Genomic DNA, 14,119 nt, shown 5'->3' with positions numbered 1-14,119 from the left:
CTCTGTTCCGTGATTTCAAGTTTTTGTTATGAGCTTGTTGGTTGTTATGTGCGCACATTTACAACTAACTGCCATTTCATCCTAACATGTTAATAAATTGAAACTCTAGTGATTTGTTTGTGTTTTTTTTCAAGAGAGAAAGTGCTTTGATTTGTATAGTTTTTTGTATTTATTTGTTGTTTTTGGTGGTTTTTAAACCAAAAAACGGAGCCTGTGGCTCCGTTTATCGGGAATTGGAAATTAAGCAACGAGGCCTTATGCAGGTTGTTGCTGGGTAATACAGTGCACGTTACCGCCACCTAATAAAATCTCCCGGCCAGGCACAGTCACCACCTGATGCTTCGGAAAGACTTTCGATAAGATGTCGATCGCCACCTGATCGTTGGCATCGTCAAACACTGGCAACACCAAACCACCATTGCATAAATAGAAGTTGATGTAAGAACCGGCTAAACGGGCTTCGGATTCACGAGGTACAGCCGCACCTGTTAAATCGACTGTGGCATATTCGTCGGCTTTGGCCAGCATAGGAGCAGGGACAGGCAGTTTGTGCACTGTGAATTTACGCCCTTTGGCGTCCGTGCTGTTTTCCAGTACTTCTAAAGCCGCCCGTGAACGTTCGTACTGCGGATCGTTTTTATCGTCCGTCCAGGCCAATAAAACTTCAGCCGGGCCGACAAAACAGCACATATTATCAACGTGACCGTCGGTTTCGTCGTTAAAAATGCCTTCTTTGAGCCAAATCACTTTGTCGATACTCAGGTAATCCGACAGCATCTGCTCGATTTGTTCGCGGCTTAAATCCGGGTTACGGTTTTTATTCAGCAAACACTCTTCAGTAGTTAATAAAGTGCCTTCGCCATCGACATGAATAGCGCCCCCTTCCAGCACAAAACCTTCAGTGCGGTAACGTGGCGTGCCTTCGATGTTGGCAATCTTCTGCGCCACCTGATCGTCTCTGTGCCAGGGGAAATACAAACCGCCCTCTAAGCCACCCCAGGCGTTAAAGGTCCAGTCCACAGCTCGTACTTCTTTGCCATTGGTCACAAACGTAGGGCCAGTGTCACGGCACCAGGCGTCGTCTGTGGAGGTTTCGACCACACGTATCGGGTGAGTGGTTGGCTCCAGGCTCAACTGTGCCTGCGCATTGGCAAACTGAGCGGCAGAAGCCAATACAGTCACAGGTTCAAACCGGGCAATGGCACGAATCACCGCACAAAAAGCCTGCTGTGCTGGCTTGGCGCCTAAACGCCAGTTGTCGGTGCGCTCTGGCCATACCATCCAGGTTTGTTTGTGGGGGGCCCATTCGGCCGGCATATAAAAACCGTCGGCACGAGGCGTACTGTTTAAGGTGACAGCCATCTTAGTTGTTCCCTTCAGTCGGGATAGTTTTGCCGTCTTTAGTTAGCAGTGCGCCATACAAGTCGATACGACGGTCACGGTACACGCCCCAGTTGCGACGGTTTTTTGCGGTCTCGTCTAAATCGAAGGTATGCACTAACACGGCTTCGCTGACTTCGTCGGCTTCCTGCACTTTGGCGCCAAACTCGTTGGCAATAAAAGAGCTACCGTAGAAAGTAATAGCGTAATCGTCTTCGGTTTCACGGCCAATACGGTTGGATGCAATCAGCGGCACTAAGTTAGCAGCGGCATGACCCTGCTGAGTACGTTGCCAGTGTTCGCGTGAATTGACGGTTTCGTCATGAGGTTCTGTGCCGATAGCAGTAGGGTAGAACAGCAGTTCTGCACCCATTAACGCCATGCTGCGGGCACATTCAGGGAACCACTGATCCCAGCAAATGCCGATACCAATTTTGGCATAGGCGGTATCCCAAACTTTAAAGCCTGTGTCACCTGGCGTGAAATAGAACTTTTCGCTGTAACCAGGGCCATCAGGAATATGGCTCTTACGGTATAAACCTAAGTTACTGCCGTCAGCATCAATCACGGCCACAGTGTTGTAAAAGCAGTTACCGGCTTTTTCATAAAAACTGATTGGCAGAACAACTTTCAGCTCTTTGGCAATTTTGCTGAAGTGTTGGATAGCCGGATTGTCTTCGACCGTGGTCGCGAACTCTAAATATTCATACTTTTGTTTCTGGCAGAAGTAGTTACGCTCAAACAGTTCCTGCAGTAGGATGATCTGGGCGCCCTGAGCTGCAGCGTCACGGACTAAGCGCTCACCACGGGCAATATTTTCGTCTACATTCCAGCCACCAATCATTTGGGTGGCGGCCACAGTTACCTTACGCATGCAAAGTCTCCTCAAGCCAGAGCTAGTTATCAAAACGGAATTCAAATCAAAAGATGCAGCTACTCTAGTCAGTTTTGCCCCCAGGGGCAACTAACAGCGCCAACCAACAGGGGCAACCGACAGCGGCAATCAAAAGCCAGGGCTGCAAGGGCGCGCAAAATGCCGTATTTTTGCGTGCTCGTCAATGAGTTTCAGGTCATTCGGGCTGAGTTTCAGGGCAGTGATAGCTGCCCTGAATTAACAGTGGGTGGATATGCAAAAATACTGGGTTTTTAGTGAATTTTACTGGTCGGTTTGTTTAGCCAGCCGAGCCGCCAATAGCAGTAATTCGGGCTGTAACCGGACTTTGTAATTAATATGCTGGTAGCTGTACTGCACTACACCTGCTTTGTTCAGGATATAGACCGCAGGCACAGGCAGAACTACTTTGCCGCTGCTGGCCTCCTTATTCAGATTCAGTTTGTAGCTATTTAAATAGGTCGCGCTGGTTTTTTCATCCAGATAATAAGCCACACCAAAAGCCGAGCTTAGATTGAACTGACTGTCAGAGAGCAGGGTATAACTAATAGCAGCGCCTTTGGTGTCTTTTAAGCTGGCCTGAATCGCAGCAGGGCTGTCTGGTGTTACGGCAATCAACTGATACCCTAAAGCTTCAAGTTTAGGTTCAATCTGACGTAAAGCCGCCAGTTGCAGGTTGCAATAAGGACACCAACCACCACGGTAAAACACCAGTACTGTGTCTTGTTGTCTCAGGACTGTACCAAGCTCGACGGCTTTGCCTGTGGCATCCTGCAGACTGACCAGAGGCGCAGACATACCGTTTAATAACGGCTTAATATCTTCAGGGCTTTGGGCAATACGGGGGGCGGCCAACAGATTAAAACTGAACAGGCTGAGGCTAAGTAACAGAATATGCTGGATTTTCATTTTGGTTTCTCCTTAAGTGATATGAGCTTATATACCGGAGTTGCCTGAAGAATCTTTCAGCCACTGCTGAATAAGTGACGAATAATTGCTGATTTAGCGCAAAGTAAAAACCGAAAAGCAGGGTAGAATGTTCTGAAGTGAGCAGGAGGTTGTTGTGCTGGATATATTAATTGTTGGTGGTGGTATGGTGGGCGCTTCAGTGGCGCTGAAGTTAAGCCGTGCAGGTTTACAAGTGGGCTTAATCGAAAAACAACCAGTCACAACCTTTGAGCCACAAGGCGCTATTGACCTTCGTGTATCGGCTATCAACAGACGTAGTGAAGAGTGGCTGACAGAGTTAGGTGCCTGGTCTTTATTACAGCAATGGCGTTTATGCCCTTATAAACGATTACAAGCCTTTGAAGCTGAACAGGCCGGGCTGACGTTTCATGCCGATGAGCTGGCGCTGACTCATCTGGGCCATATCATCGAAAATAATCTGATCCAGCAGGCGCTCTGGTCTAATTTTCCTGCCAACCTGCACCTGTTTTGCCCAGCCACTGTCACTGGTTTTACCCAGCACGCTGATTATGCCAGTGTCAGCACTGCAGAATTTGGTGAGCTCAACGCCAAACTGGTAATAGCCGCGGACGGTGGGCAGTCGCAGCTGCGTCAGTTAGCCCAAATTGGCGTGTCGGGTTGGCAGTATCAGCAAAGCTGTCTGGTGGTTACAGTCACTACAGAATACGAGCAGCAGGATATTACCTGGCAGCAGTTTAATGAATCAGGCCCACGGGCCTTTTTACCTTTGCCGGGCAAGCAGGCCTCTTTAGTCTGGTACGATCATCACCATAAAGTGAAACAGCTTGCGGCTTTAGCTAAACCCGCTTTGGCTGAGCAAATTCAACAGGCTTTTCCAGCTAAGCTTGGCAAAATTACAGTGGAACAAGTGGCCAGTTTTCCTTTGGCCCGGGTGCATGCGAAGGACTATGTCAAAGGACGGCTGGTGCTGGTCGGGGATGCGGCTCACAGTATTAACCCGTTGGCGGGCCAGGGCGTCAATTTAGGTTTTGCAGATGCGATGTTGTTGTCTGAATTGCTGGAACGCTCTGTTGCCCAAGGCAAGGATTTAGCTGATGCCGAATGGTTAAAGCAGTATCAAAGCACACGTCAGCGCGAAAATGCGCTGATGATGTCGGCTATGGATTTGTTTTATCAAAGCTTTAGCAGCAGCTTGCCGCCTGTGCGTTTTTTACGTCAGCTTGGCTTAGCAGTGGCAGAAAAAGCTGGTCCGTTAAAACATTGGGTCAGCCGTTATGCGGTTGGCATCAGTTAAGTTACAACTTCAGCAAAAGTACCTGATAGAGTCCACCCGCTATGCTGCCGGGCTTGGCGACGAATTTGACGCGGAAGTGATCGGCATTTTTCGGCAGCATATCGTTGGGGATAGGGTAATCGACGCTGTACCAGTCCGGTCCCAAGCCGCTTTTAAGCTCCACGTCGGTCAGCTTTTTATCATCCAGCCAGATTTCAAACGCTCGTCCGCCATCCAGGCCAAAATACTCCAACCGTAAGGTTAGGTTTTGCTGGCCCTTGTGGTTTAACTGATAACTAAACCAGCTTTTACTGTGCCGCCAGTGTCGGCCTGCATTGACACCCGCTTCGCTGTGTTCACCCTGATAAAAATGATCCGATTCAGGCTGCTGCTCGCCTGGATAAACTTTATCCAGCGTTTGATCTTCCAGCAAAGCGGCGGCTTTATCTTGCTGTTGTTGCAATGCTTTTTGTTGTTGCCAGAGTTCAAGGCTTCTGTGCTGAAAGTAGATTTGGTATCTACTGTCGTGCAACCGGAAAAAGGGAATAAGCTCAGGCTGACCTTGCAAAAAGCCCTGACCTGTGCCAAATGCCAAGGGTTGATTAGGCAGGCGCTGTAAGCTGGCAAGAAAGTTTTTGCTATCGCCAATATACAGGGGGGCAGCAGACACAGGGCAGGTGGGGCCTGAGGCTATATGACCCATACGGCTGTCGTCAGCAACAAAGCTCAAACTTTCGTTTGGAAAAGGCGTGCTGCGACTGGCCAACACTATAGGCCCAAACAAGACAGCAAAATAATCCGGTTTGGCTGGCATAGCTTCCAGACTTAACTGCATCGGCAGCTCAAGTTTTATTCTGTCGCCTTGTTGCCATGGCCCTGAGAGCAAAATAGCTTCTCCGGCTTTGGCTGTCACCTCTACTGCTTTGCCATTGCGCCAGAGCCTGACAACTCCGGCCCAGGATGGATAACGTAGCTGCAGCTTTAGTCTGCTTGGCGCCTCAAAAATCAGTTCAGTTGTGGCTTCATCGGGGAATAAGGTTCGCTGCTGTAGTTTTATTTGGGGAGTGTTAATGCGGGAAGCTATCCATAAATTGACATGCAGGGCGTTGTTATCCAGGCTGTAAATAAACTCGCCATGTTTGCTATGACTCTCAATGCCAGAACCGACACAACACCACATAGCTTGATCCACTTTGGAGTAAACCCGGTAGTGCTGTGGCCGCATCGGAGTAAAATAAACAAAACCGCCATGCTCCGGATGTTGGCTGGCCAGAATATGGTTCCACAAACCCCGCTCATAATACTCCAGGTATTTGCTCTGACCGGTCTGGCGGTACAACAGCATAGAGAGTTTTAACATATTGTAGGTGTTGCAGGTTTCAGGCCCTTCCACTTCATTCAGCATAGGGTTGAAGTCGTCTTTCGGGTGAAAGTGCTCCCGCACACTGTTACCACCTATAGCGACAGTGCGCTGCTCTACGACCAAAGACCAGAAAAATTCGGCCGCTTTGAGCCAGGCTTTATCGCCGGACAATTCGGCAATACGGGCTATCCCCACTACTTTGGGAATTTGGGTATTGGCATGCAGGCCGGTCAGCTTGTCTTCGCCTTTGAGCAGCGGCTGCAGGATACGTACTTCGGTAAAGCTTTTAGCCAGAGCCATATAGTCAGGGTCGTCAAAAATAACCGCCATATCAGCCAGCACTTCGTTCATGCCACCATGTTCGGTCAGCAGCATCTGTTGGATGTGTTGCGCTGATAAGTTTTTCACCAGCTTTTTCAGCCAGTTGCCGTAATTGAATAACAAATTTTTTGCGCGCTGATCGCCACTGTGCAGGTAAATATCCCGCAGGCCAGCGAAGGTTTTATGAATATTGTAAAAAGGCACCCAATGTTGATTCAGGCTGAATAAATCAGCCTCGATCTGGCCCTGCTGAATTTGCTGCCATAAGGCTTTACTGCCGGGCACACCACCTAAATACCCTTGTTGTACCTGCTGGATTTTCTGAAGTTCAGTCAGCAGATAATCCAACCGGGCTTTGATCTGCTGATTGGCTGTAGCACTCCCCAAAAATGCCAGAGCACTCAGGTAATGCCCCAGCATATGACCGTCTAAACCACTATTCTCCCAGTTGCCGTAGGATTCCACTTTGCTTTTCATACCTGCTTCACGGCGCAGCGGTGCCAGCAGTTTGTCCGCATCCAGCGCTAGCAAGTACTGCAGATTGGTTTGCTCTGAATGCAAAAAGGGACCGTCTGTCAAGCGAATTGAACTTAACGGCACTGTATGAATTTTTGCTGTTTCAGCGGCTTGTAGAGAGACGCTGAAGATGAAAAACACAGAGACTAATAGTCGCATTCATCACACCTTTTGGGTCAGAGCCAAGGCTCTGACCGCTGTTTATTCCTGCAAAGAGGGGCGGCCAAATACTGGCATGCCGTTATCATCCCAACGCAGCGCTTTGACATAGGTATGACGGTTTGGATCCCAAAGTGGATCGCCGACTATTTCAGTGTAGGTGCGGGCGTGATACACCAGTAAGTCGGTACTGCCATCGGCGGATACAGTAAAGCTGTTGTGGCCCGGGCCATACACTTGGTGTTCGAAGCAGCTTTGCAGCACTGGCTCTTTTAGTTTGTGCCAGCTTTGTGGGTCTAGCAGGTTGGCGTTCTCATCGGCCCACAATAGCCCCATGGCATAGTTTTCATCCGTAGCGCTGGCGGAGTAGCTGATAAAAACTTTGCCGTGGCGGGTCAACACACTGGGGCCTTCATTGACCCAAAAACCGCGGGTTTCCCAATCAAATTCAGGTTTGCTTAAAAGCACAGGCGCGCTACTGATTTTGTCCGGCGTATCCATGGTGGCGATGTATAAATTGCTGTTGCCTTCGATCTGATTATCTTTTTGCGCCCATACATAATACAGTTGGCCCCTGTGTTCAAAGGTGGTCGCGTCCAGACAAAAAGTATCGATACCGGTATCAATCTGGCCTAAAAACTGCCATTGCCCTTCAACAGGGTTAGCGTCTTTGCAGCAGATCACATACATTCGGTGCTGAAACAGTCTGTGTTTGATCTCACGGCTGGGAGCTGCAGCAAAGTAGATATACCAGGCCCCCTGGCGAAAATGAATTTCCGGTGCCCAAATAAGCTCTGAATAAGGCCCTGTCTCTGGTTTTAACCAGGCGGTGATCGGTGTTGCCTGAGGCAGCTCTTCAATAGTGCGGGCGCGGCGCAACTCGACTCTGTCATAAGCTGGTACCGAGGCGGTGAAATAATAATAACCATCGGTATGGCGATAAATGCAGGGGTCGGCCCGCTGCTCAATTAAGGGCGTTAATAATCGCATAAAAACTCCAGTGCGGTATCAGTAAAAAAGCTATTTAGCGTTCATCCACTGAGCTGCTGATGCCTGCTCAGGTGTTGCTGGCTTGAGATGACCAGCTCCCATGTTCTGATAAAAGCTGTCGGTAATTTTGTATTTGTACATCAACAGGCCCATCAGCAAATGGAAGAACCCCGGGATCACCGACAGCATCAGCGCTATACCCAATAAGCTGAATTCGCTTTGTACCTGATCCGGCTGATAATCAAAAAAGGCCAATAAGCTACCAACGACAAAACCTGCTATGCCCATACCTGCTTTCTGGCAAAAGGAGATACCACCAAAAGCTAAACCTGACACCCGCTGGCCTGTTTTGTATTCTCCATAATCTACAGCCTCAGCAATGGCCGACCAGAACACAGGCGCATGCAAATCCACCACAAAAGACAGTAAAAAATACAACACAAAAGCCAGCCAGATATCACCGGGTTTTACCAGTACAAACAGCAGCACACTTAGCACGGCCACCACAATCTGGCTTTGCCGGAATAGTTTGACTTTGCAATGATGTTTGGTAATCCAGGTCGACGCCACCATGGCCAGAATAGCGGCGACTACACCTGTCGATAAAAAGGCAGACAGCAAGGCTGCATCTCCGCCCAGATAATACTTGGCGTAATAGGCCGCCACTGAGCCACGAATGACATAACCAATGGTACCCGTCACACAGACGGCGCATAAAATCAGCCATTGATCATTTTTTAACAACAGCTTTAACTGACTAAAAAATGGTTTGGTTTCCACCTGATGTTGTAAACGCTCAGTGGTATTGAAAAAGCAGAATAAAAACAACAGGCTGGCCATAGCACCCATCAAACCCATAGCGGCCTGATAACCAGCCGCCAGTTGGTCTTCCCCCCACTGCGCTGCCAGCACAGGCACTATAATCGTCACTAAAAAGGCGGCAATTTTGGCAAAAAATAACCGATAGCCATTGGCGGATAAGCGTTCTTTTGGACAATCGGTCAGCACCCCAATAATGGAAATATAGGGGATAGTGACAGCGGTAAACATCAGGGTAACGAAGATGTAGGTGGCATAGGCCCACACCAGCTTGCCGTTGTACTCCAGATCCGGTGTGGAGAAAGTTAAAAATACCGAAATACCAAAAGGGATCGCCATAAAGAGGAAATAAGGCCGGTAGCGGCCCCAGCGGGTAGTGAATTTATCGGTGATCATGCCCATCAACGGGTCGGTCACTGCGTCAATCAGTCGTACCACCAGAAACAAAATGGCAACGTCTGCGGCTTTTAAGCCAAAGATATCGGTGTAAAAAAACGTGATAATCAGCATCATGGAAGAAATCACAACATTGACCGCCATATCACCGGCGCCAAAGCCAATTTTCTCCATGACAGATAGTTTATAACCTGCCATTCGACTCCCCTGTGGATCTATAGGTTTTATGCTCAGTTTCTCTGCTCAGTCGTAAAACTACAGCGGATCCCGATGCTAAAGCCTGTTTTATCTTGTTTATAATCTTATAGTATTACTAATAGATTCAGCTTACAAGCCAGAGCGCGACTCTGAATGATTTCGGTTCATTAGTCACTATCTATCTGTTTTATAAGATTATTTTTTGATTATCTCTGCTGAGTTTCTGCGCAATAACCGACAGTAGTGGTTCTGCTGTGGATTGCGTGTTGCGTTGAACTTATGCTATTTGTAATACAAATTCAACTAAAACAGGATGAGCCGTATGCACAAGGGCAAATTTTTCATCACTTGGCTTGGAGTAGCGGTGTTGAGTGGCGGTATGTTTTTTTCTGATCCGCTTCAGGCTGAGCAAGTCAGTATTCATGATCCGGTCATGGCCACAGAAAAAGGCCAGTATTTTTTATACAGCACGGGGCCTGGTATTACCTTTTACCAATCCGACGATCTGAAAAACTGGCGTTTAGCCGGTCGTGTTTTTGCGCAGGAGCCGACCTGGGCCAAATCTGTATCGCCGGGCTTTGACGGCCATATCTGGGCGCCGGACATTGTGCAGCATCAGGGCAAGTTTTATTTGTATTACTCGATTTCGGCTTTTGGTAAAAACACTTCGGCTATTGGCGTGACTGTCAACACCACTTTGGATCCAAAAGATCCAAATTATCAGTGGGTGGATCAGGGCATAGTGCTGCAGTCTGTGCCACATCGGGATTTATGGAATGCCATAGACCCTGCCGTGATTCTGGATGAGCAAGGTCAGGCCTGGATGAGTTTTGGCTCTTTCTGGGCGGGGCTGAAACTGGTGAAGCTGGATCAAAGCCTGACCCGTATAGCGCAACCCGAACAATGGCATACGCTGGCAAAAGCCCAGCGACCAGCATTTTTAGATGACGCTGAACCAGGCCCTGCTGAACTGGAAGCCCCTTTTCTCTACAAAAAAGGCAAGTTTTATTATCTCTTTGTTTCTTATGGCAAATGTTGCCGTGGTAAAGACAGTACTTACCATATGGTGGTCGGGCGTTCTACAAGCTTAACCGGGCCTTATCTGGATAAAAACGGTAAAGATTTAGCCGCAGGTGGCGGTTCTGTTTTATTAAAAGGTAACAAAGACTGGCCTGGTCTAGGCCACAACTCAGTATACGGTTTCGACGGCAAAGATTATCTGGTGTTTCATGCCTACGAGTTGGCTGATAACGGCCTGCAAAAACTGAAGATCACTGCATTGCAGTGGGATAACAACGGCTGGCCTTTGGTAAATGAAAAAGACTGGTTGGGGTATCAGAGCCTGTTATTAAAAAATTAGATAAAAGTTGCGTTTGTATGGAACTGTTCTAGTTTATTTAGTTGTTATTGTATGACAAATAACAATGGCAACTAGATAAAACAAATACGACAGACAAGGACATACTTATGCAACAACACAATATCAGGCCGCCAGCATGCTGGCGGTTTGGCCTGCTCGGACTGTTGAGTGTTTTCTGCGCCGCTGTGCAAGCCGTCACTATCACTGGAGTACCTAACTCTCATGATCCGGCCGGGCTGATCAAAGACGGCGATACCTATTTTCACTTCACTACAGGGCAGGGGATTTGGTATTCCACTTCGACCAACCTGACCCATTGGTCTGCGACCAGCAGTCCGGTATTTCCGTCAGGCTGGCCGGCTTGGATCAATACGGCTGTGCCCGGTTTTACCGGAGCATTTTGGGCACCTGATGTGATCCAGATGAAAGGCTACTACTACTTGTATTACTCGGTATCAACCTTTGGCAGCTCACGTTCAGCCATAGGAGTGGCCCGTACAGTGTCGCTTAAAAATCCCAATTGGCAGGATTTAGGTATGGTGGTCAGCTCCAGCGGTGCCAGCACTGACATCAATGCGATAGACCCCGCTCTGTTTCGGGATCATGACGGCCGGATTTATCTGAGTTATGGCTCCTTTTTTGGTGGGTTAGGGCTGGTTGAAATCAACCCCGCCACAGGAAAAACCCTGGGCAATGTGCAGCAGATATACGGCGGGAACCACCAAAGTATTGAAGCACCATATATTAGCAGGCAAGGCAATTATTATTATCTGTATCTGAACCGTGGCGCCTGTTGTCAGGGCAGCAACAGCAGTTACTACATTCAGGTAGCGCGCTCCACTTCAGTCTGGGGACCTTATCAGGAAGAGCGTAGTCTATTGCCCAATCAAAGCGGCAATTATAAAGGTCCAGGCCACATAGGTGTACTGAAAGACAGCGGCTGCCAGTATGTGTCCACTCACTATTACGACTTGAACGATGGCGGTAATGCCAAGCTGGACCTGCTGAAAATGAGCTTTAGCACGGGCTGGCCCAGCTTAACCCGCAATTTTACTGTCGCCAGTTGCGGTGGAGTCAGTGAAGGCACCTATCGTATTAAAGCCCGCCACAGTGGTAAATATTTATCGGTAGACAATGCCTCTGCTGCTCATGGCGCCATGATAGAACAATACAGCCTAAGTTCTGGCTTACATCAGCAATGGCAACTCATTAGTTTGGGAGATGGCAGCTATAGCCTGATCAACAGCCACAGCGGCCAGGCACTGGATGTCTGGGAGTTATCAACAGCAGCAGGGGCCAGCATAGCGCAGTGGCCTTATTGGGGAGGCGCTGGCCAGAGGTGGTTATTGGAAGATGCAGGCAACGGTTATAGCCGTATCCGTTCTGTCCTGAGTAACCAGGTGCTGGATGTCAGTGGCGCCAGCACTGCCAATGATGCCAAAGTGCTGCAATGGACTGTGACAGGTGGCACCAACCAGCAGTGGTTACTGGAGAGATTATAAGCTACCCGGCGGACAGCCAAATCCACTGTCCGCCGCTGTTGTTTTTATCGTCATTTCGTTTTAGACTTCTATGGTCTTATTGTAATACAAATATAAAATCAACAGAACGGACAAGGTTTATTATGACGTTAACTGACCAGCCTTTGCCAGGCTTCAAAGGCTACCGTATGCCATTGGTGATCAGCTTTTTATCGTGCTTAGCGGCCTGTTCACCTGAGCCTGCTCAGGAGCAGACATCAGTGCCCGTTGTGCCGGCAGCCGTCACTGCACCGGCTGCCACCAGAGAAGATCAGAGTTTTACTAATCCATTGTTTGCCAACGGTGCCGATCCCTGGCTGGAATACTGGCAAGGCAATTATTACCTGACCACTACCACCTGGACTTCTCAGTTGGTGATGCGTAAATCGCCGACTCTGGCAGGCTTAGCCAGTGCTACCCCTGTCAATATCTGGTCTGAAACCAACCCGAAAAGCTGCTGTAATTTCTGGGCTTTTGAATTTCATCGCTTGCAGGGGCCTGATGGTCCTCGCTGGTACATGATGTATACCTCGGGCAAGCAGGAAAATCTGGATGGCCAGCATTTGTCGGTATTGGAAAGTGCAGGGGACGATCCAATGGGGCCTTACCAGTACAAAGGCTCTCCTATGCCAGATAGCTGGAATATAGACGGTAACTATTTAGAGCATAACGGAAAATTGTATTTGCTTTGGTCTGAGTGGGTGGGTGATGAACAGTTAAACTGGATCAGTGAAATGTCCAACCCCTGGACCTTAACCGGCGAGCGAATGGTTTTGTCCCGCCCGTCTTTGCCCTGGGAGCAATCTGGTCGTAAGGTCAATGAAGGGCCCGAAGTACTGAAACATCAGGGCCGAACTTTTGTTGTGTACTCCGCCAGTTTTTGTGACACGCCCGATTATAAGCTGGGGTTGTTGGAGCTGACGGGGGATAATCCGATGCAGGCCAGTTCCTGGACTAAAGCAGAGCAGCCCGTATTTGAACGTGGCAATGGCGTTTTCGGCCCCGGACACAATGGCTTTTTCAGATCCCCTGACGGTACGGAAAATTGGCTGGTGTATCACGGTAACAACAAAGAAACCGATGGCTGTAGTGCAACCCGCTCGGTAAGGGCGCAGCCTTTTACTTTTACAGCCGATGGGACACCGGACTTTGGTACTCCGGTGCCAGAGGGCCAAACTGTTGCTGCACCGTCAGGTGAACAGGGACCGTTAACCCTGGTGCCTGAGGGAGTGAGATGGCAACTGATCAACAGAGCAACAGAGTTATGTCTGGCTTCATCAGCACAGGGACTGACAGAGCAATCTTGCACTGAGCAGACTGAGTGGGTGTTGGATCCGACCAGCAAAGGCCGCTATCGGCTTGCCGATCAGGAAGGGCGCTTTATTGGCGCGCATGGTGATGTATCGGCCTGGGTCAATCAGCCAGGCCAACAGTGGCTGTTAAAAGCGGGTAAAGACGGATATTTCCAGCTACTCAACGCCTCCGGGCAAACTCCATTGACTGCAACAAACTGCAAGGCCGATGCGGCCGCCTCGTGCCAGGAGTGGTTATTGCTTCCCGCCAATAAGACGGTGCTGAGCAGCAGGCAAAGCGGTAAGGTGCTCAGTACCCAGGATTGTGCAGCAACCAGTGGGGCGCAGGTCATCCAACAAAGTTGGACGCAACAAGGCTGCCAGCAATGGCGATGGAAAGCAGGACAAGCCGGCCATGTTCAACTGCAAAACAGCCTGAACCCGGAACTTTGTCTGACAGTAAAAGATGAGGCATTGGCCGCTGGTGCTGATTTAGTCCTGGGTAACTGTGCTGCTAAATCCAGTCAGTGGGCCTTACAACTACTGGACAATGGTGCGTTATCTTTGCTGTCTGTACATACAAAGCAGCGAGTCGATTTACCCAGTTGTAGCTTATATGACCAAGTGACACTGAAGCAGGCTCCAGAGCACTCTGATGCCATATGTCAGCAATTTCAGCTCAGAGCTGCAGACTGAGATAAGCCGGGGCA

General features: G+C 49.1%; 10 protein-coding genes. 4 read left to right on the top strand and 6 right to left on the bottom strand.

Annotated features, from left to right (window positions below):
• Positions 1-255 precede the first annotated feature (255 nt).
• From aguA to SD53_RS00160, 3 genes are all read right to left on the bottom strand, one after another.
• Positions 256-1,362 (bottom strand): agmatine deiminase, encoded by a 1,107-nt coding sequence (gene aguA / locus SD53_RS00170; RefSeq protein WP_046518189.1) that lies wholly within the window; start codon positions 1,360-1,362, stop codon positions 256-258.
• A gap of 1 nt (position 1,363) precedes the next feature.
• Complete coding sequence (gene aguB / locus SD53_RS00165; protein WP_046518188.1) at positions 1,364-2,254, bottom strand: N-carbamoylputrescine amidase; 891 nt, start codon at positions 2,252-2,254, stop codon at positions 1,364-1,366.
• 282 nt (positions 2,255-2,536) lie between these two features.
• Positions 2,537-3,181 (bottom strand): peroxiredoxin-like family protein, encoded by a 645-nt coding sequence (locus SD53_RS00160; protein WP_052749185.1) that lies wholly within the window; start codon positions 3,179-3,181, stop codon positions 2,537-2,539.
• Between the two features lie 154 nt (positions 3,182-3,335).
• On the opposite strand from SD53_RS00160, the gene SD53_RS00155 reads away from it, so the two are divergent.
• Positions 3,336-4,496 (top strand): FAD-dependent oxidoreductase, encoded by a 1,161-nt coding sequence (locus SD53_RS00155; RefSeq protein ID WP_106693111.1) that lies wholly within the window; start codon positions 3,336-3,338, stop codon positions 4,494-4,496.
• A 1-nt stretch (position 4,497) separates the two neighbouring features.
• Here the strand turns inward: SD53_RS00155 and SD53_RS00150 are convergent, their stop codons facing one another.
• The 3 genes from SD53_RS00150 to SD53_RS00140 are packed head-to-tail and all read right to left on the bottom strand — an operon-like array spanning position 4,498 to position 9,237.
• Entirely contained in the window at positions 4,498-6,834 is a 2,337-nt protein-coding gene (locus SD53_RS00150) for a beta-L-arabinofuranosidase domain-containing protein (protein WP_046518187.1), read from the bottom strand.
• 42 nt (positions 6,835-6,876) lie between these two features.
• Positions 6,877-7,824: a glycoside hydrolase family 43 protein gene (locus SD53_RS00145; protein WP_046518186.1), complete on the bottom strand. Its 948-nt coding sequence runs from the start codon at positions 7,822-7,824 to the stop codon at positions 6,877-6,879.
• 30 nt (positions 7,825-7,854) lie between these two features.
• The gene (locus tag SD53_RS00140; protein ID WP_046518185.1) at positions 7,855-9,237 is read right to left on the bottom strand and encodes an MFS transporter; all 1,383 of its coding nucleotides are present in this window, start codon (positions 9,235-9,237) and stop codon (positions 7,855-7,857) included.
• 322 nt (positions 9,238-9,559) lie between these two features.
• Between SD53_RS00140 and SD53_RS00135 the strand changes: the two genes are divergently transcribed.
• The 3 genes from SD53_RS00135 to SD53_RS00125 all read left to right on the top strand — a co-directional run bounded on the left by SD53_RS00135 (position 9,560) and on the right by SD53_RS00125 (position 14,105).
• Positions 9,560-10,597 (top strand): arabinan endo-1,5-alpha-L-arabinosidase, encoded by a 1,038-nt coding sequence (locus SD53_RS00135; protein WP_206539872.1) that lies wholly within the window; start codon positions 9,560-9,562, stop codon positions 10,595-10,597.
• Between the two features lie 107 nt (positions 10,598-10,704).
• Positions 10,705-12,099: a family 43 glycosylhydrolase gene (locus SD53_RS00130; protein ID WP_046518183.1), complete on the top strand. Its 1,395-nt coding sequence runs from the start codon at positions 10,705-10,707 to the stop codon at positions 12,097-12,099.
• Positions 12,100-12,221: 122 nt separating this feature from the next.
• Positions 12,222-14,105 carry a family 43 glycosylhydrolase gene (locus tag SD53_RS00125; protein ID WP_162198661.1) on the top strand — a complete coding sequence of 628 codons (1,884 nt, stop codon included), beginning with the start codon at positions 12,222-12,224 and terminating at the stop codon, positions 14,103-14,105.
• Positions 14,106-14,119 lie beyond the last annotated feature (14 nt).

This window comes from Rheinheimera mesophila, assembly GCF_000986865.1.
In the GTDB taxonomy this organism is placed as follows: domain Bacteria; phylum Pseudomonadota; class Gammaproteobacteria; order Enterobacterales; family Alteromonadaceae; genus Pararheinheimera; species Pararheinheimera mesophila.
Note: the sequence above shows the minus strand (reverse complement) of the source record. Positions and strands in the feature narration are given on the sequence as shown.